The following is a 24,130-nucleotide window of genomic DNA, read 5'->3' as shown; positions in this document are numbered from 1 at the left end:
CATGTGGATATTTTGTTCCAAATCGGATGCCCACGTAGCGCCGGAGGTTGCTTCATGTCAACGGTGCTGACATAAACTGTGATCGAATACCGGGCGGAGGGCGTACAAAATGAGCGATGGGCGCGCACGAGGCGATTCCCTTCTGTTCTTGACAGATGCTCAGCTTCGGCGCGGGATCGAGGCGATGTTCTTCGCCTATCGCGGCTTCACGGCGGATCCTGACCGGATCCTGGACCAGTATGAATACGGCCGCGCGCATCACCGGGCGATCCATTTCATCAACCGCTGGCCCGGCACCACGGTGAACAATCTGCTGGCGATCCTGGGCGTGACGAAGCAGTCGCTGAACCGGGTCCTGCGCACCTTGATCGAGGACGGGCTGGTCGAAAGCGCCATCGGCACCCGGGACCGGCGCGAGCGGCATCTGACCCTGACGGAAAAAGGCCGCGCTCTGGAGGCCGAACTGTCCGAGGCGCAGACGGCCCGGATGCGCGATGCATTCCGCCGCGCGGGCCCCGAGGCGGTGGCGGGCTTTCGCACCGTGCTGGAAGAGATGATGGACGAGGATCTACGGCGCCTGTTCGAGGGGGTGGCATGACCGACCGGCCGCACCTTCTGATCGTGGACGACGACGAGCGGATCCGCGGGCTTCTGGGCAAGTTCCTGACGCGGAACGGCTTCTACGCCACCACCGCGCGCGATGCCGCCCATGCGCGGCGCATTCTGGGGGGACTGGATTTCGACCTTGCGGTGGTCGACGTGATGATGCCGGGAGAGGACGGGATTTCGCTGTGCCGCTGGCTGACCGAGGATCGGTCGCTGCCCACGCTTCTGCTGACCGCGCGGGGCGAGACGCAGAACAGGATCGAGGGGCTGGAGGCCGGGGCGGACGATTACCTGTCCAAACCGTTCGAGCCGAAGGAGCTTTTGCTGCGCATCAACGCCATCCTGCGACGTGTGCCCCCGTCCGAGCCCGCCACCTCGCAACCCAAAGTGCTGATATTGGGCGACGTGAGATACGACGTGGGCCGGGGCGAGCTGTGGCAGGGCGAGGATCCGATCCGCCTGACCGCGACCGAGGCCGCGCTGATGCGCATCTTCGCCAAGGCCCCGGGCGAGGTCATCAGCCGCGCCCGCCTGATCGAGGATCTGGGTCGTGCGGGCCCCGATGGCGAAGGCGCGCAGGATCGCGCCGTGGATGTGCAGATCACCCGGCTGCGGCGCAAGATCGAGACCGACCCGAAGAACCCGCGCTATCTTCAGACGGTGCGGGGGGCGGGGTATCTTCTGGCCCCCGATTGAGGCCCGGGGCCCGCGCGGCTAGGGTCGCACGAAAGCGCGGAGGTTCCCCTTGTCGGTCATCTGGTATTCCCACCCCTCGGGGCTGGAGCACGTCACGCCCTCGGGCCACCCCGAACAGGTCGCGCGCCTGTCCGCGGTCGAAGAAGGGTTGCAGCCCCTGAAGCTGGCCCGCCGCGACGCCCCCGCCTGCACCGACGAGGACATCCTTCTATGCCACCCCAAGCGGTATCTGGAGGGGATCGAGGCGGCGGCGCCCGAGGCGGGGTCGATCTCGCTTGATGGCGATACGCACATGTCGCCGGGGTCGCTGATCGCGGCGCGGCACGGGGTTGGCGGGAATATTGCCGCCGTGGATGCGGTTCTGGATGGCGAGGCGAAGGCGGCTTTCGTCGGCTGCCGTCCGCCTGGACACCATGCCGAGCGTGAGACCGCGATGGGGTTCTGCCTGTTCGGCAACGTCGCCATCGCCGCCAAACACGCGCTGGAGCGACGTGGTCTGTCCCGCGTCGCCATCGTCGATTTCGACGTGCATCACGGCAACGGCACGCAGGATCTGGTGTGGGAGGACGAGCGGATCCTGTTCGTCTCGTCCCACCAGATGCCGCTTTATCCCGGGACCGGCGCGGCGTCAGAGACGGGCGCGCATGGGCAGGTCGTCAACGTGCCGCTGAAACCGCAGACCGGCGGGGCCGAGATGAAGACCGCCTATCGCGAGCACGTCTTTCCCCGCCTGACCGAGTTCGCCCCCCAGCTTATACTTATCTCGGCCGGGTTCGACGCGCATCGCAACGATCCCTTGGCGGGGCTGCGGTGGGAGGCCGAGGATTTCGCCTGGATCACCGACTGGCTGTGCGACATCGCAGACGCGCATTGCGAGGGTCGCGTCGTCTCGACACTGGAGGGGGGGTATGATCTGACCGCGCTGTCGGCGTCCGTGAGGGCGCATGTGGAGGTTCTGAAGGAGCGGAGCGCATGAGCGAGAAACCCATCGAAGAGATGTCGTTCGAGGAGGCGATGCGCGAGCTGGAGCAGGTCGTGGGTCACCTTGAAAAGGGCGATGTGGAGCTTGAGGAATCGATCCGCCTGTACGAGCGAGGCGCGCAACTGAAAGAGCGGTGCGCCGCGACGCTGAAGGCAGCGGAAGAGAAGGTTGCAAAGATCACCACCGGCGCGGATGGCCGCCCGACCGGCACAGAGCCTCTGGACCCGTGAGCTTTCCCGACCGTCTGGCCGGATCGGCGGCGACCATCGGCGCCGCCCTCGACGGCATCCTGCGCGACCACCCTGAGGGGACGATCGCCCAAGCGATGCGCTATGCCGTGGGCGGCGGGAAGCGGCTGCGGGGGTTCCTGGTGCTGGAAAGCGCTGGGCTGCACGGGATCGACCGCGACGCCGCCCTGCCCGCCGCCGCCGCGATCGAGGCGCTGCACGCCTATTCGCTGGTCCATGACGACCTGCCGTCGATGGATGACGACGACCTGCGGCGGGGTCAGCCCACGGTCCATGTGAAGTGGGACGAGGCGACGGCCGTTCTGGTGGGCGACGCGCTGCAGACGCTGTCCTTCGACCTTGTGTTGTCCTGCGACCTGCCAGCCGCCCGGAGTGTGGCGTTGGGGCGCGATCTTGCGCGGGCCGCGGGGGCGCGGGGGATGGTTCTGGGACAAGCTCTGGACATGGCGGCGGAGACGGCCGAGGTGCCGCTGGACCTGAACGGCATCGGGCGGCTGCAATCCCTGAAGACCGGCGCGCTGATCGAATGGTCGGCCGTCGCGGGTGCGACCATGGCCGATGCCGACCCAGCCGCCTTGCGCGCCTATGCGCAGGCCGTTGGACTGGCGTTCCAGATCGCCGACGATGTGCTGGATGTCGAGGGCGACGCGGCCACCACAGGCAAGGCCGTGGGCAAGGATGCCGATGCGAACAAGGCGACCTTCGTGTCGCTTCTGGGCCTCGACGCCGCCAAGGCCGAGGCGCGCCGCCTGACGGACGCCGCCTGCGATGCGCTTGCGCCCTATGGTGCGGCAGCCGATAGCCTGCGGGATTGCGCGCGCTACGTCGTTTCACGAGACCGTTAAGCGCTTTTGCCACCGATCCCGGGTTTCGTTAGGATCGGACAGCCGACACAAGGAAGACGACAGATGGAAGACCGCCCCAAGACGCCAACGCTGGACCGGGTGAATGGCTCTGCCGACCTCAAGGGGCTGAGCAATGCTGATCTGCACCGGCTGGCCGACGAACTGCGCGCCGAGACGATCAGCGCCGTAAGTCAAACCGGCGGGCATCTGGGCGCGGGCCTGGGCGTGGTTGAGCTGACGGTCGCGCTGCACGCGGTGTTCGACACGCCGCGCGACCGGCTGGTCTGGGATGTCAGCCACCAGTGCTATCCCCATAAGATCCTGACCGGCCGCCGCGACCGGATCCGCACCATCCGTCAGGAAGGGGGCCTTTCGGGCTTCGCCAAGCGATCCGAGTCGCCTTATGACCCTTTCGGGGCGGGCCACAGCTCGACCTCGATCTCGGCCGCGCTGGGGTTCGCGGTGGCGCGGGACCTGGGCGGATCGCCCGATCCCAGCCTCGGCGACTCGATCGCGGTTATCGGCGACGGCGCGATGAGCGCGGGCATGGCCTATGAGGCGATGAACAACGCGGGCCATCTGGGCAAGCGACTGTTCGTGATCCTCAACGACAACGAGATGTCGATCGCCCCGCCGGTCGGCGCCATGTCGTCCTACCTGTCGCGTCTTTACGCCGGCGCCCCGTTTCAAGAGCTGAAGGCCGCAGCGAAGGGCGCGGTGGGCTTCCTTCCGCCACCCTTCCGCGAGGGGGCGAAGCGCGCGAAAGAACTTCTGAAAGGTATCGCCGTCGGCGGCACGCTGTTCGAGGAGCTTGGTTTTTCCTATATCGGCCCCATCGACGGGCACGATCTGGACCAGCTTCTTCCCGTCCTGCGCACGGTGCGGGCGCGTGCCGACGGCCCCGTCCTGATCCACGCCATCACCAAGAAGGGCAAAGGGTACGAACCGGCCGAGAAAGCCGCCGACCGCGGGCACGGCGTGTCGAAGTTCAACGTGGTGACGGGCGAACAGAAGAAGGCGGCCTCGAACGCGCCGTCCTATACCAAGGTCTTCGCGCAAAGCCTTGTGCAGCACGCCGCCGAGGACGAGCGCATCTGCGCCGTCACCGCCGCAATGCCGGACGGCACCGGCCTGAACCTGTTCGCCGAGCGCTATCCCAGCCGGTGCTTCGACGTGGGCATCGCCGAACAGCACGGCGTCACGTTCTCGGCCGGGTTGGCAGCCGGGGGCATGAAGCCCTTCTGCGCGATCTATTCGACCTTCCTGCAGCGCGGCTATGACCAGATCGTCCACGACGTCGCGATTCAGCGGCTTCCGGTCCGGTTCGCAATCGACCGCGCCGGCCTGGTGGGCGCGGATGGGGCCACGCATGCCGGGGCGTTCGACATCGCTTTCCTGTCCAATCTGCCGGGCTTTACGGTCATGGCCGCCGCGGACGAGGCCGAATTGAAGCACATGGTTGCCACAGCCGCCGCGCATGACGACGGCCCCATCGCCTTCCGCTTCCCCAGGGGCGAGGGCACCGGCGTGGACATGCCCGAGCGGGGCGAGGTTCTGGAGATCGGAAAAGGGCGGATGATCCGGCGCGGGTCCGGCGTGGCGATCCTGAACTTCGGCGCCCGGATGAAAGAGGTTCTGGAGGCGTGCGAGGCGCTTGGTCAACGGGGAATTACCCCAACCATTGCCGACGCCCGATTCGCCAAGCCGCTGGACGAAGATTTGATTCTTTCGCTAGCCGAAGATCACGACGCCCTGATCACGATCGAGGAAGGCGCCGTAGGCGGCTTTGGCAGCCATGTCGCACAGCTTCTGGCTGAGAGGGGCGTGTTCGATCGTGGGCTGAAATACCGCTCCATGGTGCTACCGGACGGGTTCATCGATCACGCAAACCCCTATGATATGTATGCTTCAGCGCAATTGAACGCCACGGATATCGAGGACAAGATACTGAATATATTAGATATTCAATCGATAAACCAAAGGGCCTGAGCTGGGCGGCCATGTTGAATGAAGACGAACTAAACTTGACGTTTGGTCATCAATAATCCATCTGGACTTCCTGCCACGTTGCAACTCACGATTGCTATGGCCGTGTTTACCAGGTCAGGTTCTATTGATGGTACGTTGTGATGAAGATGTCGAAATTCTTCGAAGACCCGTCAGCCAACCGCGTTGATATCCAAACCCCCGGACCGACGGCGGAAGGTGCCTGGATACCCCGGATCGGAGAGACCTTTCCTGACCTCTGGGCGGACAGCACGCACGGAGAGTTGGAACTGCACCGTTGGGCATCGGGCCACTACACTGTGTTCTTTGTGCATCCTTCGGCCTACACGCCGACCTCAGAGATCGACGTCATCGACATGGCCCGCCACCAGACGGAATTCGATATTCGCGGCTGCCGCGTACTGGGCATGACGCAATCCGACCCTCTGACCGAGCGTATGTGGATCGAAGAAATCTCGGCTAAGCACGAGGTGGAGGTGAACTTCCCGATCATCTCGGATGAGGACGAGCGCATTGCTCAGGCCCTCGGGATGAACCAGCACTCAGCGCATTCGGATGTCCCGATCTGCAAGACCTTCATCATCTCGCCCGACCTGCGGATCAGCAGCATCATGGAGTTTCCCGTGGTGGTCCCGCGTTCAGCCATGGAGCTAGTGCGGATCGTCGACGCCCTGCAGGCGGCGCGCCGCTAACCCAGATAGACGTGCCCCTTGGGATACCGCACCAAGGCGATCCTTTGAGTGGCCAGGAAGAAGCCCAGGACCAAGGGGCCGACGCGGCCGAGGAACATGATCACGATAATGGTTCCCCGCCCCCAGCCTTCCAAAGTCTCGGTCGCCCCCATTGACAATCCGACAGTTCCAAAGGCCGACATGACCTCGAACAACAGGGTCAGGAAGGTGCCGTCGTTGCCGATCACAAGGATGAATACTCCGCTGAATATGATCAGTGTCGAGATCGTCATGAGGGCCATGACCTTCTGAATCTCATCCGGACCAAGGGCCCGCCCGAAAGCGTTGAGTTCGCGCTTGCGCTTGAAGAAGGCCAGCGTCGCCATGACGAGAACGACGAATGTGGTCAGCTTGATACCCCCGGCCGTCGAGGTCGAGCCGCCGCCGATGAACATCAGTCCAATGATCATCAGCGCGGTGGAATCGCGGATCGCGGTCGTGTCCACTGTATTGAACCCCGCGGTCCGGGGGGTCGTCCCCTGAAAGAACGCAGCCTGCAGCTTTCCGAACGTGCCGTCTATGGCCCCCAAGGTCTCCGGGTTCGACCATTCCAGCGCCGCGAAGCCAAGGAACGCCAGCACGATCAGGACCGGCGTCCCGGCCAGCATCAGCTTGGAATGCAGCGACAACTTGCGCCATCTGCGCACCGACCGGACCTCGGCCAAAACGATGAATCCCAGGCCCGATGTAATGAACAGGGCGCAGACCGTGAACGTCACGAGCGGATTCGCCGCGTAGTCCATCAGCGAGTTCGAGAACGTGGAGAAACCGGCATTGTTAAACGCCGACACCGCGTGGAACACGGCATGCCAGAGCCCTTGGGCCCACCCGAATTCGGGGACGAAGACGAATGACAGAAGGACGGCCGCAATCGCTTCTAACGCCAGGGCAAGGCGCAGGATGATCCGGACAAGCGAGATCAGGTTGGTGATCGAGGTCTGGTTCAGGTCGGTCTGAAGGACGATCCGCTGGGGAATGCCGATGGGAATGCCCAGAGACGAAAGAAGCAGGGCGGCGAAGGTCATGAGACCGAGGCCGCCCATCTGCATCAGCACGATCAGGACGGCCTCGCCGAAGACGGTGAAGGCTTCGGGCGTATCCACGACGATCAGGCCGGTCACAGTCACCGCCGAGGTCGACGTGAAGATCGCGTCGGACCACGTGATGTGGCCCACCTGCGCGATCGGCAGCTTTAGGGCCACCGAGCCTAGTGCGATGAACGCTAGGTAGATCACCGCCAGCATTCCCGGCGGAGGCAGGCGCTTGAGCCAATCCCCGAACTTCATCAGATGCTCTGCGTGAACTCGCGCAGATCCACCCGTCGCCCGAGGATCAGCAGCATGTCGTCGGCCTCCAGCGTGCAGACCTCGCCGTCCCGGCCGATGAAGTCGGTCCCGCGCATGACGCCAAGGCAACGCAGGTCGAAATCGTCCAGCTTCAGATCCGCCAGCGATTTGCCGTTCAGCTCATCCGGGATCCGCATGTTGACCACGTTGTAGGTATTCCCCAGCGAAACGTAGTCGCGGATCAGGGGGTTGTGCAGCATCTGGGCGACCTGCTGGCCCATTCGCACCTCGGGGTGGATTACCCGGTCGACACCAAGGCGGTGCAGAATGCGGTGATGCGTTTTCGAGGTGGCCTTGGCCCAAACCTTGTCGACGCCCAGAAGGCTCAGGTTCATCGAGGCAAGAACGCTGGCTTCAAGGTCGTGACCCAAGGAGACGATGCCGACGTCGCATTCACCGACGCCGGCATCGCGCATCCCGTCCTCGGACCGGGCGTCGACGATCATGGCCTGGTCCAGCTCTTCCGCGTGGTTCGAGACCTTCCCCTCGTCCAGATCGATCCCGATCACGTAGTTCCCGAAGCGTTTCAGTTCGGTGGCAACGGTCGAGCCGAAATTGCCCAGACCGACGATGCAGAAGTTGGCGGGATGGTGGGGCATGTCACGTCGCCTCGTGCAGGAGGGCGGCGAGGCCCTCACGGTATGTGGGGAAGGCCAAGGTCACGCCCAGTTCGGTCTTGATGCGATCGTTCCGCACGCGCTTGGATTCGGCATAGAAGCTTCGTGCCATGGGCGACAGGTCGGCTTGGTCGAACGGCACCTCGGGCGGTCTGGGCAGACCCAGAAGGTCGGCGGCGTGGGCAATCACGTCCTGTGGTGGCGCGGGATCGTCGTCGCAGACGTTGTAGGCACATCCCGGGTTCGGCCGCGCGATGGAGGCTTCCAGCACCGTGGCGATATCGGTCACGTGGATGCGCGAGAAGACCTGGCCCGGCTTGACGATCCGCCGGGCCTTGCCGCTTTTAACTTTGGCGAATGGGCCGCGCCCGGGGCCGTAGATCCCGGCAAGGCGAAAGATGTGCAGCGGCAGCTTGGGCAGAAGCGCCTGCCACGCAGCCTCGGCCCGGACGCGCGCTGCGCCGCGCGTGGTAGACGGGGCGAGGGCCGTACTTTCGTCCACCCATTCGCCGCCGTGATCCCCATAGACGCCCGTGGTCGACAGATAGCCGAACCACTGAAGCCCGGCGCGTTGCAGCGGGCCGCCATATGTGTCGATCACGGGATCGCCGTCATCCGGGGCCACCGAATGAAGGACATGGGTCGCCCAGTCTATATGGGGGGTCAAATCATCGCCCGGCCAGACGATGGGTCTCACCCCCGTGGCGGCGATGCCGTCCGTCTTTTCCGGCGAACGAGTGGTGCCGCGCACCTCCCACCCTAAGTCGATCAGGCGGGGCGCCAGGGCGCGGGCAGAGAACCCGTGCCCGATGGACAAAAGCCTCATATCCGCGCCTCGGTCTGCGTGCAGGGACCGGCGCAGAACGCCGATAGCACGTTATCGAAGATCGGGTCAGCACCCGGGACCGCACGAAACAGCGTGACCGAGGAACACAGCTTCTGCGCGTCCACGGCTCCGAAGAGTTCCTTGGCCGACCGATCCCGGTGGGGCAGAAGCAGGGCCATCATCTCGTGCAAGCGCGGGCCAAGGATGGGGTGATCCAGATAGCGGGCGGCCTCTTCAAGGTCGGCAATCCCGTAGAACCACGCCCGCTGCGATTGTCCAAGACCGCGAAGCTGGGGATAGATGAACCACATCCAATGAGTTTGCTTTCGACCTGCCGCGATCTCGGCCCGGGCGGAGTCAAAGGTGTCACGCTGCGCCTCGACGAAGCGATCCAGGTCGGTCTCGTCCGGCACGAAGGCCCCCAGTCCGAAAGATTCGCCGCACGTTAGATCTTCACGCGGGTGATTGAAATGGCGTGCAGTCAGGCCCAGCGGGCGAAACCGAACATCATGTAGTCGCGCTGATACGCGGCCTTCACGGCGGCCTCGACCTCGGGATCGTAGATCGCCGACAGGGGCATCGGGGCGAGATCCCCCTCGGGGATGTAGGCGGGCGCATTCAAATCCATGGCCTGGGCAAGCTCGGCCAATCGGTCGATCGCTTCTTCCTCCCGGATCAGACGGTCGGGAACGGCGAACTGGCCCATCCCCTCCAGAAGCGCGCTCTGGCTGGCCCATACGGGGTCGACCCGCAGGCTGGTCTGCCCCCCTAGGTTGCCCGCCACGAAAGACGCGAAGGACAGGAACGCTGCCCGGTGGGCATCCGCATCATAGTCGGCGCCGGGCGCGCCCTCCGGGATGGGCAGGTGATAGTTTTCCCGCAGTGTCTTCCGGATCTCCTCGAAGCAGTCCGGACCGGGGATCAGAATGTGTCGGCAGAAGGCAGCATATAGCCGCGGGACGGGATGGCGCAGGATCGTGAAACTGCGATGTCCGGTGTTCTGCCGCTTCCACTTGCGCAGGTCCTTCTGGGTGCGGTCGCGGCCGAGGGCGTCATGCGGCGCCCCGTCGATCCCGGCTAGCCAGTCCTCGACCGACGGGACAGGACCGCCGGGGATCGGCATGTAGAGAACAGGCGCCGTCGCTGCCGAGACATAGCTAGGAATTGCGGGGCCGCGTCGCGGCTCGAACGCAGGCGTCCGGCCCAGTTCGAAATGATCCATCGGGCCCAGTGCGGCGACCATCTCGTCGTAATTATCGACCTTCTCGCGCAGACCGGCCGGGTTTTGCACCTTGGTGGCACCGGCCAGCTTCTCGATCCGGCCGGGAACGCCCAGAAAAGCGGCGAGGCCGTTCAAAACCTCGAGGTCGCCGGCATCCTGATACGTCAGATAGAACGCCGTCTGCCCGGTCGTCTGGAGGGCCCGCATAACCCTTGTCTGGAAAGATTGCAGGACGGACAGATGCGCCCGGAACTCGTCCGCGTCGAAGCGGATCTTGGCCGTGCGGGCACTTTTCATGTCGCTCAGGCGCCACTGGTTCGTGGCTCGCGCAATCTTGAGGCTGACGTAGGAGTCGAGCGGATTGCGGGTCAAAACGATCTTGGCGCAGCGCGGGTCGGGCAACAGGCGGTCCACGACCCGGGCGTCGTGGTCATGAAAAAAGCGAAAGCCCGCCAACCCATCGGTGCGGTCGCGCATTGCAGATAAAAGGGCGAGGGGATCCTTTTCCCGCTGTGACAGGGTAACGCCCGCCATCTCGGTCTTGCCTGCATTGCCCATGAAATGGGGATTGAACGCCTCGCCCCAGCAGCGCAGGCCGTCGATCTGGTTGATGTTGTCTTCCAGGAAGTTCGAGCCCGTACGCATCTCGGCCAGAAGGATGAAGCTGTCGAAACCGGTCATCGGGACGTCCTATCTGGCGACATAGGGTTTGCGGGGGCGGGGCGCTTCGCTTTCGGGGCGGGGGTCTGCGGGAAAATCGCCCATGAGATAGGGATGCATCCCCTCGTTCCTGAGGCTTTGCAAGAATTGACCAAAGCCGGTCAGATCGACCATCCGCGGGGCTTCGTTCACTTGATTTGTGCGCGTGACCGCCACGTCTTCGATGATGCTCTGCAAAGGCTCGACCGGGCTTTCGACGAAATCGGCCATCGTCCAGACCTGCACACGCGCCTTGGTCCATGAATTGCGCAAGTAGGCCAAATGGGCGTTCTCTATCTTTTGCAGCCGCGCGGCTTCCTTGCGGATCTCGTTGAAAGGGCGCTGCGACTTGAACAACGGCACCGCCCAGGCGCCGCTTATGACAAGGATGTCCGCATTGGGGTCGCGGGGAAAGAACGAACCGATGCGCACTGTATCACGCGGACCGTACAAGAACGCCTGACGTTCACCACGCGTGTTCCAGATCAGGTTGGTCAGGAACATCTCGGGGTTGTAGTCGCGCAATTTGGGGCTGTCGGACAACGCGCCTGCGAAGACCGTCAAACCATCCGCGAACCCGACACGCTCGGGCGCGAACAGATGCCCGTGCGCGCGTAGGCCGGTCGTCCGCTTGAGCCAGTCGGGAAAATCCTCGAACAGATCGCCGAACCCTTCAAACACGGTGTAGCGCGCACAAGTCAGACCGTTTTCATGGTTCTTTCGCGGGAAGCGGCTGGTCATGTAAAGGCCGGGGCGACCGTATCGGCGCCGCTCGACCGCTTTCGCGAAAATGCGGTCGATCTTGCCGGGATTGGGCTCGGCCCGGTTGCCCTGCTGAGCATTAGGCGACAGGAACGCGGTGTAAAGGCGTTCGGCCCGGGGCCAGATCTTGCGCGCGACGAAACAGTCGGACCGGCGCAAGAGCTGGAGGTGATCGTCATAGAAGACGTGCGGTTTTCCCTGGAAGTCGAACTTCGACAGGGTCAGGGACCGGCTTTCGACATTTTCGGACACCAGACGGACCAGACTTTGAAAATAGCTCTCGTCGGGGATCCACACGCGCTTGAAATACCGGTCGAACTGGGCGCGGCGTGGATGGGAGAGGATCTGGCTGAGCGTATCACGCGTGAGGCACCACCACTGCGATCCCATGTGCGGCACGATCCCCGAGGGAATGCGTCTACGATAGCCCACACGCCGCTGCAAACGGACGTAACCGTCGAACAGATACCGCTGCCGTTTCCACGAAAACGGGAAGCGCAGGGTGAAGCGTTCGTGGTCCAGACCGCCTTTCGTCCACGGGACATCCTCGGTCGTTGCGCTTTCGATGAAATCGGTCGCGGGCCGCGCATCAAGGTAGCCGATCAGATCTTCCACCGGGCGTAGCGGCAGGCAACTTCCCGAGGCCAGGAAAACATGGTTCACCTTGGGAAAGCGGTCCAGCATCAGCCCGGCTGCGGCCTGCGTTGCCTGCACCAGCGACCAGCGACCCCATTCGCATTTGAACCGGTCAGAAAAAACAATGTTCGCCCGGCTTTCCAAGGTGCTGCGCAACGCGTCGTAATCCCGTCGGGCCACGCGCGCATCCACATGAACGACGATAGGGCAGCCGCGGTCCGACCAGTAGCGGGCCACCTGAGAGGCCCGGTCCAGCGCCTCGTGGCACATCATGATGAAGCCCACGGTCACGCCCAGTTTCCTTTGGACATGAGTCCCAGAATCTCGAGTTGGCGCCAATTGATGTACTTTTCCGACCAGGTGCACCAAAGGTCCAGCCCCTCCAGCCCCTCGGCATAGGCTTGGTATTCGCGCGCGCCTTCGTAATGCTCGTTCCGCGCCGCCTCTTCCCGGGCGCGGGCAGCCATCGTGTTAAGGAACTTGGCGTGGAGCAAGACGCCGCAGGCCTTCTCGCCGCCGACGTCGTCGAACACCAGATTCAGTCCGCGCGGCAGGACGTTATGGGTCGAGGATGCGAAGACCGTGCCGCGCCGCCATTTCACCAAGGGCACCTTGTTCAACGCAGGCGCCTTGCGCGGCGCATCGGCAAAGAAGGCGCGGGCGCGCGGTCCGCCCTGGATCCACAAGGAATGGAAATCCCAGTTGCGGGTAATGGTATAGTTGCCGCTGTCGAACCAGCTGAGGACTTCCATGGGGTTCTGACCGATCTCGTAGGTCGACTCGGTGATGGGACCCTTGGGATACATGTCCAGAAGCATCGTCCCGAAGGACCTGATCTCGGACCCGTCCAGCCAGTCCGTCAGCGCCTGGATCGGGCGGGTGTCGCAGAACGGGAAGACGAGGAACTCGTCCACGTCAACGCACAGCACCCATTTGCCCAGACAATGGCGCCGGCCAAGCCAGTTCACCCAGTCCAGTCCGAAGCGCGACCCGCTGTAACTGGCACTTGTGCTCCAGACCGAACAGTCCGGCTGGTCGGCCAAATACTCAGCCGATCCATCGTCGCTGCCGTTGTCGACGAACAGGAAATGCTCGATCCCCATGTCTCGGTAATAGCGCAGGAAATAAGGCAGGCGGATATATTCGTTGCGCAGGACAGAGATGACGACGTTGTCCGCCGCGCGCATCTTGGCGGCGCGGCGGCGAACGACGTCCAACTCGCGACGCCTGCGGATCGCGCGGATATACCAACGCCTGCGTTTGCGCCCCAGCCTGATCCGCCTCGCGATCGACACGCGATCCGCTCTCCTCTCATCCCTCGTTCGTGCCGGTCTTTTTGCCGGCCGGTCCGAAAACGGGTTCGGGCGATCAGACCCAATCCCCCCGCGACATCAATCCCTTGGCCTCCAGATGCCGCCAGCCCCGATACCGGGTCGAGAATGCGCACGACAGCGCCGGGTTGTCTATCAGGGCCGTGTAATAGTCATCGTAGAGCGTTGCATTTGCGAAATGCTCGCGCCGAAGAAGCTCTTCGGAGGACTTTTCTACTATCGTGTCCATGAATTTAGTATGAAGCAGAACGCCACCTAGCATCTCCCCCTCATCATAGATGCCGTTCAGACGGCGGGGCAGCGCCGCATGGGTCGAGTTTACGTAAACATACCGGCGATCCCAGCGGATCAGCGGGACCTTTTGCAACGTCGGCGCCCGGCGGGGGTCCTCGGCGAAGAAGTTGCGTGCCCGTGGTCCACCCTGGATCCATAAGTTCCCCATGGGGGCCTGCCGCCGGATCGTGTAGTTGCCGGCGTCGAAATGGGTCAGCGTGCGCAAAGGATCGGGATCGTTCGCGGTGTCGGCCAGCCGACCCTCGGGATAGAGATCCAGCATCAGCGCGCCCATCGACGCCCGTCCTTCGCGAACCAGACGCTCGGTCAGGGCGGGAAGGGGGCGATCCTGCCAGTGAGGATAGATCAGCAGTTCGTCCGCATCGAGGGTCAGGCACCAGTGCCCATGGCCGAAGCGGATCATCAGCCATGTGATCCAGTCCAACCCGAAGCGCGACAGCCGGTAGGAGTGGTCGGTCCGCCAGACAGAGACGTTCGGCCGATCGGTCAGATGGGCGACGGTGTCGTCGGTACTGCCATTATCGACTGCAATGATGTGATCGACGCCCAGCGCTTCGTGATGGTTCAGGAAAGACGGAAGGCGGCGCGCCTCGTTCCGGCAACACAGGAACAGGAGGATGGCGCCCGGTTCGATCCGGTCGGTTCGGTCGACAACAGGGGTTAGTTGTCGTCTTTTCCGGACCGCCCGCGCAAGAAGGCGACGTCGCTTCCAGCGCAATCTGTAGGCGCGGATCGGATCGGGCGGCAATAGCGGGCCGATGGGGCCCGTCGTCGTCTGCCGCCCGATGGTCAAGTCACTTCAGCTCGGCCGGGTCGATGGATTTGATGAAGGCGGCCAGATCGTCTCGCAGATCCGAACGGCTGAGACCGAAGGCCACTGTGGCCTGAAGGAACCCAGCTTTCGCGCCGCAATCGAAGCGGCGTCCATCGAATTTCAGACCCCAGACCCCGGCATTCGATGCGATCTGTTTGGCAATGGCGTCGGTCAGCTGGATTTCACCGCCCTTGCCGGGATCTTGCGAATCGAGCGTCTTGAGGACCTCGGGTGTCAAGATATAGCGGCCGATCACCGCCAGGTTCGACGGCGCTTCGGCAGCATCTGGCTTTTCGACCATGCCATTTACCTTTACGGCCTTCGATCCGTCCCCCTCGTTCACGTCGAGGATCCCGTATTTCGAGGTCTGATCCCGATCTACCTCCATCGCGGCGACCATGCAGCCGCCGGTTTCGGCCTGAGCGTCGACCATCTGCTTGAGGCAGGGCTCCTCGGACATGATGACGTCGTCGGGAAGCATGACGGCAAAGGGTTCGTCCCCGATCAGGCGACGCGCGCACCAAACCGCGTGGCCCAGCCCAAGCGCCTGCTGCTGACGGATGGTCGAAATCGCGCCGGACGGCATGTCGGTCCTGGCAAGCTCCTCCAGCAGGTCGTGCTTGCCTTTGGCCTTTAGCGACTCTTCAAGTTCGGGCGCCTTGTCGAAGTAATCGACCAGCGCGCCCTTTCCCTTCGCGGTAACGAAGATGAAATCGGTGATCCCCGCCGCACGCGCTTCGTCCATGGCGTACTGGATGAGCGGGCGGTCCACCAGCGTCATCATTTCCTTGGGCATCGACTTGGTCGCAGGGAGAAAGCGCGTCCCGAGGCCAGCGATGGGAAGAACGGCTTTCGTGACTTTCTGCGGCATGGTGTCCTCTTTCAACTCCTCACGGGTGCGTGACGTTTTAGCGCGTCGCGCCGCTTTTCAAAGACACGCCCGGCGCATGGGCGATGAAGAAGGGATTTTCGAATCTGGCCTTACCGTAGGACAACGGCGAAAGATCGTCGAACCGCACGACCCGCCCACCTGCGCCCAGAAGGACGGCATGACCGGCCGCCGTGTCCCACTCCATCGTGCGACCCAGGCGGGGATAGAGGTCGGCTTCGCCAGTGGCGACAAGGCAGAACTTCAACGACGACCCGGCACTGCGCATGTCCTCGACCTGGTATTTCGAGATGTAGTCGTCCGTCGCCTGGTCCCGGTGCGATTTCGAGGCGACGACCAACAACGCGTCGTTGTCGGGCATCTTGACGGCGATAGGCTTCGCCGCACCGGGCGTTTCCTTGTCGAAAGGACCTTCTTCCTCGAGCGAGGCGCCATCGGCCCCGGTGTAGAACAGCCGGCCCTTCGCGGGTGCGTAGACCACCCCCCGAACGGGCTGCCCGTCCTCGACATAGGCGATGTTGACCGTGAAATCGCCGCGACGCTTTACGAATTCCTTCGTGCCGTCCAGCGGATCGACGATCAGGAAGGTCGAGACATCCTGACCGTGACTGTCGGCCTGTTCCTCAGTCACCAGCGCCACATCGGGGAAAGCGGCCCGCAGCCCGGCCGAGATCAACGCATCGGCAGCCTCGTCCGCTTCGGTCACGGGGCTTTCGTCGCTTTTCTCGCGCACTTCGAAATCGTCGCGGTCGTATATCTCCATGATGGCATCCCCGGCTTCGAGGGCGAGCCTGCGCATGACGGTTGCGAGGGTCGAATGGTCCAAGTCAAATCTCCTTGATGCGGAATGACGCCGATGTGCGCAGGGGTTATGCTTTGCAGTCAAGAAATCAACAAGATTTCCGGGTATAGGGTCGTCGGGAGAGGAATCGCCATGTTCGAAGCCCGCCGGAACAAGACTTGGATCGGATCCGCCGGTCGCGTGCTGGAGCTGATTTTCCACAACACGGTCAGGTCCGTTCGCAAGACGCACGCGAACGCCTTCATGGCGATCGCGATGAACGTGTTGCAGACCGTCATCTTCGTCGCGACCTTCTATATCCTGTTCACTGTGCTGAACATGCGCGGATCTGCGATCCGGGGCGATTTCATCCTGTATATCATGAGCGGGATCTTCTTCTACCTGACCCATGTCCGCACGGTCAGCGGCGTCTTCGGAACCGAAGGGCCGTCGTCGCCGATGATGCTGCACGCGCCGATGACCACCTTTGTCGCCATCGCCTCGAACGCGCTTTCCGCCCTTTACGTCCAAGTACTGTCGGTCGTTCTGGTGCTTTACTTCTATCACGTGCTCTTCGGTCCGATCACGATCCACCAATGGGCGCCGGCCTTCGGCATGCTGCTGCTTGCGTGGTTCGCCGGCGTCGCGGTCGGGACGCTGTTTCTGGCGGTGAAGCCGTGGTTCCCCAGCGGGGCGCAGACGGGCCAGATGATCTATACCCGGGCCAGCATGATCGCGTCGGGCAAGATGTTCGTCGCCAACCAGTTGCCCAGAAAGATGATCGACTGGTTCGACTGGAATCCGCTGTTCCACATCATCGATCAGACGCGGGGCTTTGTGTTCATCAACTATTTCCCGCACCATTCCAGCGTGACGTATCCGCTTTACGTCTCTCTGGCGGTCTTGATGATCGGCCTGATGGCCGAGTTCTATACCAGGCAGAACGCCTCGCTCAGTTGGGATGCCCGCCGATGATCCGCGCGATATTGATTACCATGATTCTAGCCGTGGCGGCACCCGCGATGGCCACCCAGAACGCGGTTCCCGGCCTCTACGCCGTGGCGGATGTCGCTGACGACGACACCCTGAACGTCCGCGAGAGGCCGAACGCGAACGCCGCCATCTTGGGTGAGCTTGGGCCAGGCGCACGGAATGTGGAAGTCGTCGACCTGTCCGACGAGGCGGATTGGGGGCTGGTGAATATCGACGGGCGGTCCGGTTGGGTCTCCATGGCCTTCCTGCGCCCCATGCCGAACGAGTTTCAGGGCCGCTTTCCCTCCCCCGCGACCTGCTTCGGGACAGAGCCCTTCTGGTCGGTCGAGATCGACACGAAGGAAGTATCTTTCGCGCGCGCGGGGGAACAGACCATGACGTTCACCGCAGGCAACCGCACGACCGCCGAGGGGCGACGGGATCGTTGGTCGCTTCGCGCCTTCGACGAAGGGCGAAGCCTGACCACCGTCATAGGGACGGATCTGTGCACCGACGGCATGTCGGACCAAACCTTCGGCCTAAGCGGGGACGTGATTCTGTCGACCGATGACAGCCACGTGCTGCTGTCGGGGTGCTGCTCCCTGGCGCGCTAGGTCGCGACGCGCATCGTCACGTTGATCCGTCCACCCTGCGGTAGAAGCGTGGAGGATCCGAAGCGGATCCGGTCGATGCCGTGGTGAACAAGCCGTGCGTCCCCTGCCAGGACCGCCACGTCGCCGGAGGTCAGCCAAACGCTTTCGGTGGAGCCGCCTTTTTCGACATTGCCGACGCGGAACAGCGCGGCATCCCCCAGCGACAGCGACAGCACCGGCTGATCGATATCGGCCTCGTCACGGTCCTGATGCAGGCCCATCCGCGCCCCTTCGCCATAGTAATTGATCAGGCAGGTATCGGGCGGCCGATCGCTGCCGGAATACAGCCCCCAAAGCGATAGGAGGCTCTCCGGGATGGCGGGCCAGTCCGATCCCGAAGGATGCTGGGCCTCGTAGCGGTATCCGCGCCGATCGGACACCCAGCCCACCTGACCGGCGGATGTCATTCGCACGCTCATCTTCCGGCCGCGCCGTGTCTCGGGGTGGAACAAAGGCGCCGTTTGGGCGACCGAACGGATATCGGACAGGATTTCGACCTGCCGATCCGGGGGCACCGCGCCGGGATAGATCGCCACGCCACGCAGGGAAAAATGCCCACCCGGTGCAAAAACCATGGAAATCGCCTCCTCTCTCGGGATTGCAGCACCAAAATGCCCTCCCTATATACGTCCGGACGCCGGCCGGGGGCGAAACCACCGGCAAAAATCGGGATCGGCAGGCAGGCGCCGCTTCGGGCTTGCCTGCGAAGACATCGCCTAACAAGAGGACATTGAGAGCATGGCCAAAGTCATCGGTATCGACCTCGGGACCACGAACAGCTGCGTTGCCATCATGGACGGCTCGCAGCCCCGCGTGATCGAGAACTCGGAAGGGGCGCGCACGACCCCGTCCATCGTTGCCTTCACCGAGGATGAGCGTCTTGTCGGCCAATCCGCCAAGCGGCAGGCCGTGACCAACTCGGAAAACACCATCTTCGCCGTCAAGCGCCTGATCGGCCGCCGTTTCGCGGACGAGGGGCTGAACAAGGACAAGAAGAACCTCCCCTATACCATAGTCGACGGTGGTCAGGGCGACGCCTGGGTCCAGGCGCGCGGCGAAAAGTATTCGCCCAGCCAGATCTCGGCCTTCACGTTGCAGAAGATGAAGGAAACCGCCGAGTCCTACCTCGGCGAAGAGGTGACGCAGGCCGTCATCACCGTCCCGGCCTATTTCAACGACCAGCAGCGTCAGGCCACCAAGGACGCCGGCAAGATTGCGGGCCTCGAAGTTCTGCGCATCATCAACGAGCCGACTGCAGCCGCGCTGGCTTATGGCCTCGACAAGAAAGAAGCGAAGACGATCGCGGTCTATGACCTCGGCGGCGGTACGTTCGACATCACCATCCTGGAAATCGACGACGGCCTCTTCGAGGTGAAGTCCACCAACGGCGACACGTTCCTCGGCGGTGAAGACTTCGATATGCGGATCGTCGATTACCTTGCCTCCGAGTTCAAGAAAGAGCACGGCGTCGACCTTACGCAGGACAAGATGGCGCTGCAGCGCCTGAAGGAAGCAGCCGAGAAGGCGAAGATCGAGCTGTCGAGCTCGTCGCAGACCGAGATCAACCAGCCCTTCATCACGATGGGCTCGACCGGTCAGCCGCTTCACCTGGTGATGAAGCTTACCCGCGCGAAGCTGGAAAGCCTCGTGTCCGACCTGATCAAGAACTCCATCAAGCCTTGCCAGGCTGCGCTGAAGGATGCCGGTCTGTCGGTGGGCGAGATCGACGAGGTCGTGATGGTCGGCGGCATGACCCGCATGCCCAAGGTTATCGAGGAAGTGACGAAGTTCTTCGGGAAAGAGCCCCACAAGGGTGTGAACCCCGACGAGGTCGTGGCCTTGGGCGCCGCCATTCAGGCTGGCGTGCTGCAGGGTGACGTCAAGGACGTCGTGCTTCTGGACGTGACCCCGCTGTCGCTTGGTATTGAGACACTGGGCGGCGTGTTCACTCGCCTGATCGATCGCAACACAACGATCCCCACGAAGAAGAGCCAGATCTTCTCGACCGCCGAGGACAACCAGAACGCGGTGACAATCCGGGTCTTCCAGGGCGAGCGCGAGATGGCGTCCGACAACAAGATGTTGGGTCAGTTCAACCTCGAAGATATCCCGCCCGCGCCGCGCGGCATGCCGCAAATCGAGGTGACGTTCGACATTGACGCCAACGGCATCGTATCCGTCAGCGCCAAGGACAAGGGCACCGGCAAGGAGCAGAACATCACGATCCAGGCTTCGGGCGGTTTGTCTGACGAAGATATCGAGAAGATGGTGAAGGACGCCGAGGCCAACGCCGATGCCGACAAGAAGCGGCGCGAGCTGGTCGAAGCGAAGAACCAGGCCGAGAGCCTCATCCATTCGACCGAAAAGTCGCTGGAAGAGCACAAGGACAAGGTCGATCCGACCACCGTCGAGGCCATCGAGCTGGCCATTTCGAACCTGCAGGAGCAACTCGAGACCGAGGATCCGGACAAGATCAAGTCCGGCATCCAGAACGTGACCGAGGCGTCTATGAAGCTGGGTGAAGCGATCTACAAGTCGCAGCAAGCGTCCGGCGATGCGGAGGACGGCGCCGAACCTTCGTCGAACGGCGGCAATGACGACGATAGCATCGTCGATGCCGACTTCGAGGATCTGGACGACGACAAGCGCGCGTCCTGATCCGGTTCCGCCTCAATCAGGGGCCGGCCTGATCTTGTCGGGCCGGCCTTTTACGTGAAGGATACCCAATCAATGGCAAAACGTGATTTCTACGACGTTCTCGGGGTGTCGAAGGGCGCGTCTGCCGACGAGATCAAGAAGGCCTACCGCCAGAAGGCGAAGGAGCTTCACCCCGACCGCAATTCCGACAATCCGAATGCCGAAAGCCAGTTCAAGGAAGTGAACGAGGCATATGACGTGCTGAAGGATGCCGAACGCAAGGCGGCATACGACCGCTTCGGACACGCCGCTTTCGAGGGCGGCATGGGCAGCGGCGCGGGACGGCCCGGCGGCATGGGCGGTCAGCAAGGTGATTTCGCATCGGCGTTCTCGGACGTGTTCGACGACCTGTTCGGCGACTTCATGGGGCAGCAGCGTCGCGGCGGCGGCAAACGCGCCACGCGCGGCTCGGACCTGCGCTACAACATGCGCATCACGCTGGAAGAAGCCTATCGCGGCCTCCAGAAGACAATCACTGTCCCGACGGCCGTGACCTGCGGCGTGTGCGAAGGGACTGGCGCCGAAGGCGGTGCCGAACCGGCCACCTGTCCGACCTGTTCGGGCATGGGCAAGGTCCGTGCGCAACAAGGCTTCTTCACCGTCGAACGCACCTGCCCGACTTGTTCCGGGGCCGGCCAGATCGTCAAGAACCCTTGCCACGCCTGTGGTGGTGCCGGTCGTCAGCAGAAGGATCGGGCGCTGTCCGTAAACGTCCCTAAAGGTGTCGAGACCGGAACCCGCATCCGTTTGGGGGGCGAAGGCGAAGCTGGTTTGCGCGGCGGGCCTGCAGGCGATCTCTACATCTTTATCGAGGTGTCCGAGCATCCCATCTTCCAGCGCGAGGCCGAAAACCTGTTCTGCCGCGTGCCGGTATCGATGACCGCGGCCGCCCTGGGTGGTGATATTGAGGTGCCGACGATCGACGGTGGTCGTAGCCGGGTGAAAATCCCCCCGGGCAGCCAGTCCGGCAAGCAGATGCGACTGCGCAACAAAGGCATGCCCGCGCTTCGGGCCGCCGCATCGGGTGACATGTATATTGAGCTTGCGGTGGAAACCCCGGTCAACCTGACCGGTCGGCAAAGAGACCTTCTCCGCGAGTTCGAGGCCCTGTCGGAGGAAAACAATCCCGAGAGCACCGGTTTCTTCCGAAAGGTGAAGTCTTTCTGGGACGGGATGAAGGGCTGATACGCTTTTCTTAACCGTGTCTTCACGGCATGCAGGCGATGGTGCCTGCATGCCGGACTTCCACGAACAAACCGCCCTCTTCGACGAAACGCCGTCATCCAGCGGCGCCCCGTCCTACTTGGCCGATCACCGGGCCCGACTGCGGGATCGCTTCGTATCCGGCGGGGCCGATCCGCTGCCGGATTATGAACTGCTCGAACTTCTCTTGTTCCGTATCGTTCCGCGCAGGGACGTCAAACCGCTTGCCCGCGCGTTGATCGACCGGTTCGGCGACATGGGGGGTGTGCTGGCAGCGCCGATGGACCAGTTGACGGCGACCAAGGGTATCGGCCCGTCCATCGCACTGGAATTGAAGATTTCCGACGCAGTCGTCCGACGCGTGCTTCGTCGTCGGGCGCTCAACCGCCCGATCGTGTCATCGTGGCAGGCGCTTATGGATTATTGCCATGCCACGATGGCGCGCGAGCGGACGGAGCGGTTTCGCATCCTGTTCCTCGACACCAAGAATGTGCTGATCGCGGACGAAGAACAGGCGAGGGGTACCGTGGATCACGTCCCGGTTTATCCCCGCGAGGTGGTCAAGCGCGCGCTCGAGCTTGAGGCGAAAGCCCTCATCTTGGTGCATAATCACCCATCGGGCGATCCGACCCCATCGGAGGCGGACATCATAATGACGCGGCAGATCGCCGAGGCTTGCGCGGTTCTTGGACTGACGCTGCATGACCACGTGATCATCGGCCACGGGCGCGAGGTCAGTTTCCGGGCAGAGGGGTTTCTTTAGCCGCGGCCGCGCCGATCCAGACTTCGACCCGCCTGTTCACCCGCTTTCCCCAATTGGTATCGTCACAGGCAATCGGCAGTGTTTCACCGTATCCATCCGCCGCCAGTGGCACAACGTCTGGGCCGACTGCCGCTTCGACGGCATCCCGAACCGCTTCGGCCCGATCCCGCGACAAGGCGCGGTTGGCCGAGGATGGCCCAGCCCGGTCGGTGAATCCGGCAAAAAGGATATCCCGACCGTCGAACAAACCACGGGCAATGGCCCGTGCCAGTCGCGCGACATTGTCTTGAGATTGCGCGTCGAGTTCACTGGATCCGCCGGTAAACCGGAAAGACAGGCTCAGTCGGCTGCGGTCACGCAGATCGCGCACCATGCGCCGCAAACCGGGCAACGCGGCCGAATCCTCGGCTGTCGAAATGGCCAGACCCAACCTGTCACCCTGAACCGCAAAGGAAGTCGACTCGGGGAACTGGTCCAGCAAACCGGCCCGCCGGATCACCGGCTGAGCGACCGGCGAAGTCGCATAGTCGATGACGTCGCGTGCGAGATCCGACAAGCGACGGGCCGGCGCATAGATGAGTATGGGTACGGTGTAGGGATAGTCCTCGGTCTTCATCGTCTCCGGCGTAGCCGCGATACTGGCCCCACATTCACCCGAGAACGGCACGGCCTGAGCGTTCCCGATCTTGGAATACAGGGTCAATCCAATTGCGTCGGGATCTTCGGCCACCGCCCGGGACAGCTCGCCCGCATCCTGATAGTAAATCGCCCCCACGCCGGTGAGGGACGGAAAGGCGTCGAGCACCAGTTGACCAAGTGCGGTCGAGGGATCCGGAAGGTGCAGGTCTTGCGGGTCTACCCGCACGGACCAGCCGGGCCCGAACTGAGTGCGCGGGGACAAGGCGGAGACGACCGGAACGATGGCATCCAGACCCAGGATCGCGCGGCGCTCGTGCCGGGTCAGATCGCCCCGCCCCGCTTCGCGCGCCATGGCCGCTTCGGGCGCGGTGGGTGGACGAAGCATAACGGCAAAATCCGCGACGTCGGCAATAAGGTCGGCGACCCCCTCGGCGGATGTCGTGGGCAAAAGCTCGATCCGGCCAGCGGACTTCCCGTTCAACAGCAGATCGTAGACATGGGTCGCTCCCTCATCCGAAATCTGGAGGGTATACCCTTCGCGTTGGGCAAAGGTCTCGATCACAGGGGGCAGGACGGTGTCTACGATCCAGCCTTCCCCCGATATGCGTAGCCGCTCTGGCGCATCGGGGCCGGGGCAATCTTCCCCGGCACAGGTGAGGGTCCGCCCGTCCAGTGTCGTCTCTCCGAACTCTCCAAGAATGCGGTAGAAGCGACCGTCGAAGTCCAACAGTTCGCCTTTCGCGACGACCGTGTCGCCAGCGCGCAACGTGACATCGGCAAACGTCGGCATGGCAGCCAGCCCTGCCAGCAAGGCAATGGTGCGAACGAGACCTCTCATGTCGTTCCCCCGTGACACGGTCGAAGTGTCTGG

The 24,130-nt window shown here is 63.2% G+C and carries 24 protein-coding genes; 12 read left to right on the top strand and 12 right to left on the bottom strand.

Annotated elements, in window-relative coordinates; genetic code table 11:
* The first annotated feature begins 109 nt into the window (after positions 1-109).
* From PAA8504_RS05185 to PAA8504_RS05155, 7 genes are all read left to right on the top strand, one after another.
* Positions 110-598, top strand: a complete 489-nt coding sequence (locus PAA8504_RS05185; protein WP_108893096.1) for a MarR family winged helix-turn-helix transcriptional regulator — start codon at positions 110-112, stop codon at positions 596-598.
* A complete protein-coding gene (locus PAA8504_RS05180) occupies positions 595-1,302 on the top strand; it encodes a response regulator (RefSeq protein ID WP_108893095.1) in 708 nt (235 codons plus the stop codon). Before PAA8504_RS05185 ends, PAA8504_RS05180 begins: the two co-directional genes overlap by 4 nt.
* A gap of 49 nt (positions 1,303-1,351) precedes the next feature.
* A complete protein-coding gene (locus PAA8504_RS05175) occupies positions 1,352-2,278 on the top strand; it encodes a histone deacetylase family protein (RefSeq protein WP_108893094.1) in 927 nt (308 codons plus the stop codon).
* Positions 2,275-2,514, top strand: coding sequence for an exodeoxyribonuclease VII small subunit (locus PAA8504_RS05170; RefSeq protein WP_108893093.1), 240 nt, complete (start codon positions 2,275-2,277; stop codon positions 2,512-2,514). The genes PAA8504_RS05175 and PAA8504_RS05170 overlap by 4 nt, the downstream gene beginning before the upstream one ends.
* Positions 2,511-3,377, top strand: a complete 867-nt coding sequence (locus PAA8504_RS05165; RefSeq protein ID WP_370739675.1) for a polyprenyl synthetase family protein — start codon at positions 2,511-2,513, stop codon at positions 3,375-3,377. The genes PAA8504_RS05170 and PAA8504_RS05165 overlap by 4 nt, the downstream gene beginning before the upstream one ends.
* 63 nt (positions 3,378-3,440) lie before the next feature.
* Positions 3,441-5,366: a 1-deoxy-D-xylulose-5-phosphate synthase gene (dxs, locus tag PAA8504_RS05160; protein WP_108893092.1), complete on the top strand. Its 1,926-nt coding sequence runs from the start codon at positions 3,441-3,443 to the stop codon at positions 5,364-5,366.
* Positions 5,367-5,512: 146 nt separating this feature from the next.
* Positions 5,513-6,076: a redoxin domain-containing protein gene (locus PAA8504_RS05155; RefSeq protein ID WP_181375699.1), complete on the top strand. Its 564-nt coding sequence runs from the start codon at positions 5,513-5,515 to the stop codon at positions 6,074-6,076.
* On the opposite strand, the gene PAA8504_RS05150 is transcribed toward PAA8504_RS05155, so the two are convergent.
* From PAA8504_RS05150 to cysQ, 10 genes are all read right to left on the bottom strand, one after another.
* On the bottom strand, positions 6,073-7,401 hold the full coding sequence (locus PAA8504_RS05150; protein ID WP_181375698.1) for a TrkH family potassium uptake protein: 1,329 nt from the start codon (positions 7,399-7,401) through the stop codon (positions 6,073-6,075). The two genes, PAA8504_RS05155 and PAA8504_RS05150, sit on opposite strands and share 4 nt — an antisense overlap.
* Positions 7,401-8,060 (bottom strand): potassium channel family protein, encoded by a 660-nt coding sequence (locus PAA8504_RS05145; RefSeq protein WP_108893090.1) that lies wholly within the window; start codon positions 8,058-8,060, stop codon positions 7,401-7,403. The genes PAA8504_RS05150 and PAA8504_RS05145 overlap by 1 nt, the downstream gene beginning before the upstream one ends.
* Position 8,061: 1 nt before the next feature.
* Positions 8,062-8,904: an SDR family oxidoreductase gene (locus PAA8504_RS05140; protein ID WP_108893089.1), complete on the bottom strand. Its 843-nt coding sequence runs from the start codon at positions 8,902-8,904 to the stop codon at positions 8,062-8,064.
* Positions 8,901-9,317 (bottom strand): DUF1810 domain-containing protein, encoded by a 417-nt coding sequence (locus PAA8504_RS05135; protein ID WP_108893088.1) that lies wholly within the window; start codon positions 9,315-9,317, stop codon positions 8,901-8,903. Before PAA8504_RS05135 ends, PAA8504_RS05140 begins: the two co-directional genes overlap by 4 nt.
* Positions 9,318-9,385: 68 nt before the next feature.
* Positions 9,386-10,807 carry a nodulation protein NodH gene (locus tag PAA8504_RS05130; RefSeq protein ID WP_108893087.1) on the bottom strand — a complete coding sequence of 474 codons (1,422 nt, stop codon included), beginning with the start codon at positions 10,805-10,807 and terminating at the stop codon, positions 9,386-9,388.
* Between the two features lie 9 nt (positions 10,808-10,816).
* Positions 10,817-12,514: a DUF5927 domain-containing protein gene (locus PAA8504_RS05125; protein ID WP_108893086.1), complete on the bottom strand. Its 1,698-nt coding sequence runs from the start codon at positions 12,512-12,514 to the stop codon at positions 10,817-10,819.
* On the bottom strand, positions 12,511-13,518 hold the full coding sequence (locus tag PAA8504_RS05120) for a glycosyltransferase family 2 protein (RefSeq protein ID WP_245897524.1): 1,008 nt from the start codon (positions 13,516-13,518) through the stop codon (positions 12,511-12,513). Before PAA8504_RS05120 ends, PAA8504_RS05125 begins: the two co-directional genes overlap by 4 nt.
* 73 nt (positions 13,519-13,591) lie before the next feature.
* Positions 13,592-14,635, bottom strand: a complete 1,044-nt coding sequence (locus PAA8504_RS05115; RefSeq protein ID WP_245897553.1) for a glycosyltransferase family 2 protein — start codon at positions 14,633-14,635, stop codon at positions 13,592-13,594.
* 7 nt (positions 14,636-14,642) lie between these two features.
* The gene (gene galU, locus PAA8504_RS05110; protein ID WP_108893085.1) at positions 14,643-15,533 is read right to left on the bottom strand and encodes a UTP--glucose-1-phosphate uridylyltransferase GalU; all 891 of its coding nucleotides are present in this window, start codon (positions 15,531-15,533) and stop codon (positions 14,643-14,645) included.
* Positions 15,534-15,570: 37 nt separating this feature from the next.
* Complete coding sequence (cysQ, locus tag PAA8504_RS05105; RefSeq protein WP_108893084.1) at positions 15,571-16,377, bottom strand: 3'(2'),5'-bisphosphate nucleotidase CysQ; 807 nt, start codon at positions 16,375-16,377, stop codon at positions 15,571-15,573.
* Between the two features lie 108 nt (positions 16,378-16,485).
* Between cysQ and PAA8504_RS05100 the strand changes: the two genes are divergently transcribed.
* Positions 16,486-17,307 (top strand): ABC transporter permease, encoded by an 822-nt coding sequence (locus tag PAA8504_RS05100; protein WP_108893083.1) that lies wholly within the window; start codon positions 16,486-16,488, stop codon positions 17,305-17,307.
* Positions 17,304-17,918 (top strand): COG3650 family protein, encoded by a 615-nt coding sequence (locus PAA8504_RS05095; protein WP_108893082.1) that lies wholly within the window; start codon positions 17,304-17,306, stop codon positions 17,916-17,918. The genes PAA8504_RS05100 and PAA8504_RS05095 overlap by 4 nt, the downstream gene beginning before the upstream one ends.
* Here the strand turns inward: PAA8504_RS05095 and PAA8504_RS05090 are convergent.
* Positions 17,915-18,532 carry an alpha-ketoglutarate-dependent dioxygenase AlkB family protein gene (locus tag PAA8504_RS05090; RefSeq protein WP_108893081.1) on the bottom strand — a complete coding sequence of 206 codons (618 nt, stop codon included), beginning with the start codon at positions 18,530-18,532 and terminating at the stop codon, positions 17,915-17,917. The genes PAA8504_RS05095 and PAA8504_RS05090 overlap by 4 nt on opposite strands.
* 163 nt (positions 18,533-18,695) lie before the next feature.
* On the opposite strand from PAA8504_RS05090, the gene dnaK reads away from it, so the two are divergent.
* From dnaK to radC, 3 genes are all read left to right on the top strand, one after another.
* Positions 18,696-20,615: a molecular chaperone DnaK gene (dnaK, locus tag PAA8504_RS05085; protein WP_108893080.1), complete on the top strand. Its 1,920-nt coding sequence runs from the start codon at positions 18,696-18,698 to the stop codon at positions 20,613-20,615.
* A gap of 72 nt (positions 20,616-20,687) precedes the next feature.
* Complete coding sequence (gene dnaJ, locus PAA8504_RS05080) at positions 20,688-21,839, top strand: molecular chaperone DnaJ (protein ID WP_108893079.1); 1,152 nt, start codon at positions 20,688-20,690, stop codon at positions 21,837-21,839.
* A gap of 49 nt (positions 21,840-21,888) precedes the next feature.
* On the top strand, positions 21,889-22,620 hold the full coding sequence (radC, locus tag PAA8504_RS05075; protein WP_108893078.1) for a RadC family protein: 732 nt from the start codon (positions 21,889-21,891) through the stop codon (positions 22,618-22,620).
* Here the strand turns inward: radC and PAA8504_RS05070 are convergent.
* Positions 22,592-24,097 carry a phosphate ABC transporter substrate-binding/OmpA family protein gene (locus PAA8504_RS05070; protein ID WP_108893077.1) on the bottom strand — a complete coding sequence of 502 codons (1,506 nt, stop codon included), beginning with the start codon at positions 24,095-24,097 and terminating at the stop codon, positions 22,592-22,594. The genes radC and PAA8504_RS05070 overlap by 29 nt on opposite strands.
* Between the last annotated feature and the right edge of the window lie 33 nt (positions 24,098-24,130).

The organism is Palleronia abyssalis (assembly GCF_900302445.1).
In the GTDB taxonomy this organism is placed as follows: Bacteria; Pseudomonadota; Alphaproteobacteria; order Rhodobacterales; family Rhodobacteraceae; genus Palleronia; species Palleronia abyssalis.
Note: the sequence above shows the minus strand (reverse complement) of the source record. Positions and strands in the feature narration are given on the sequence as shown.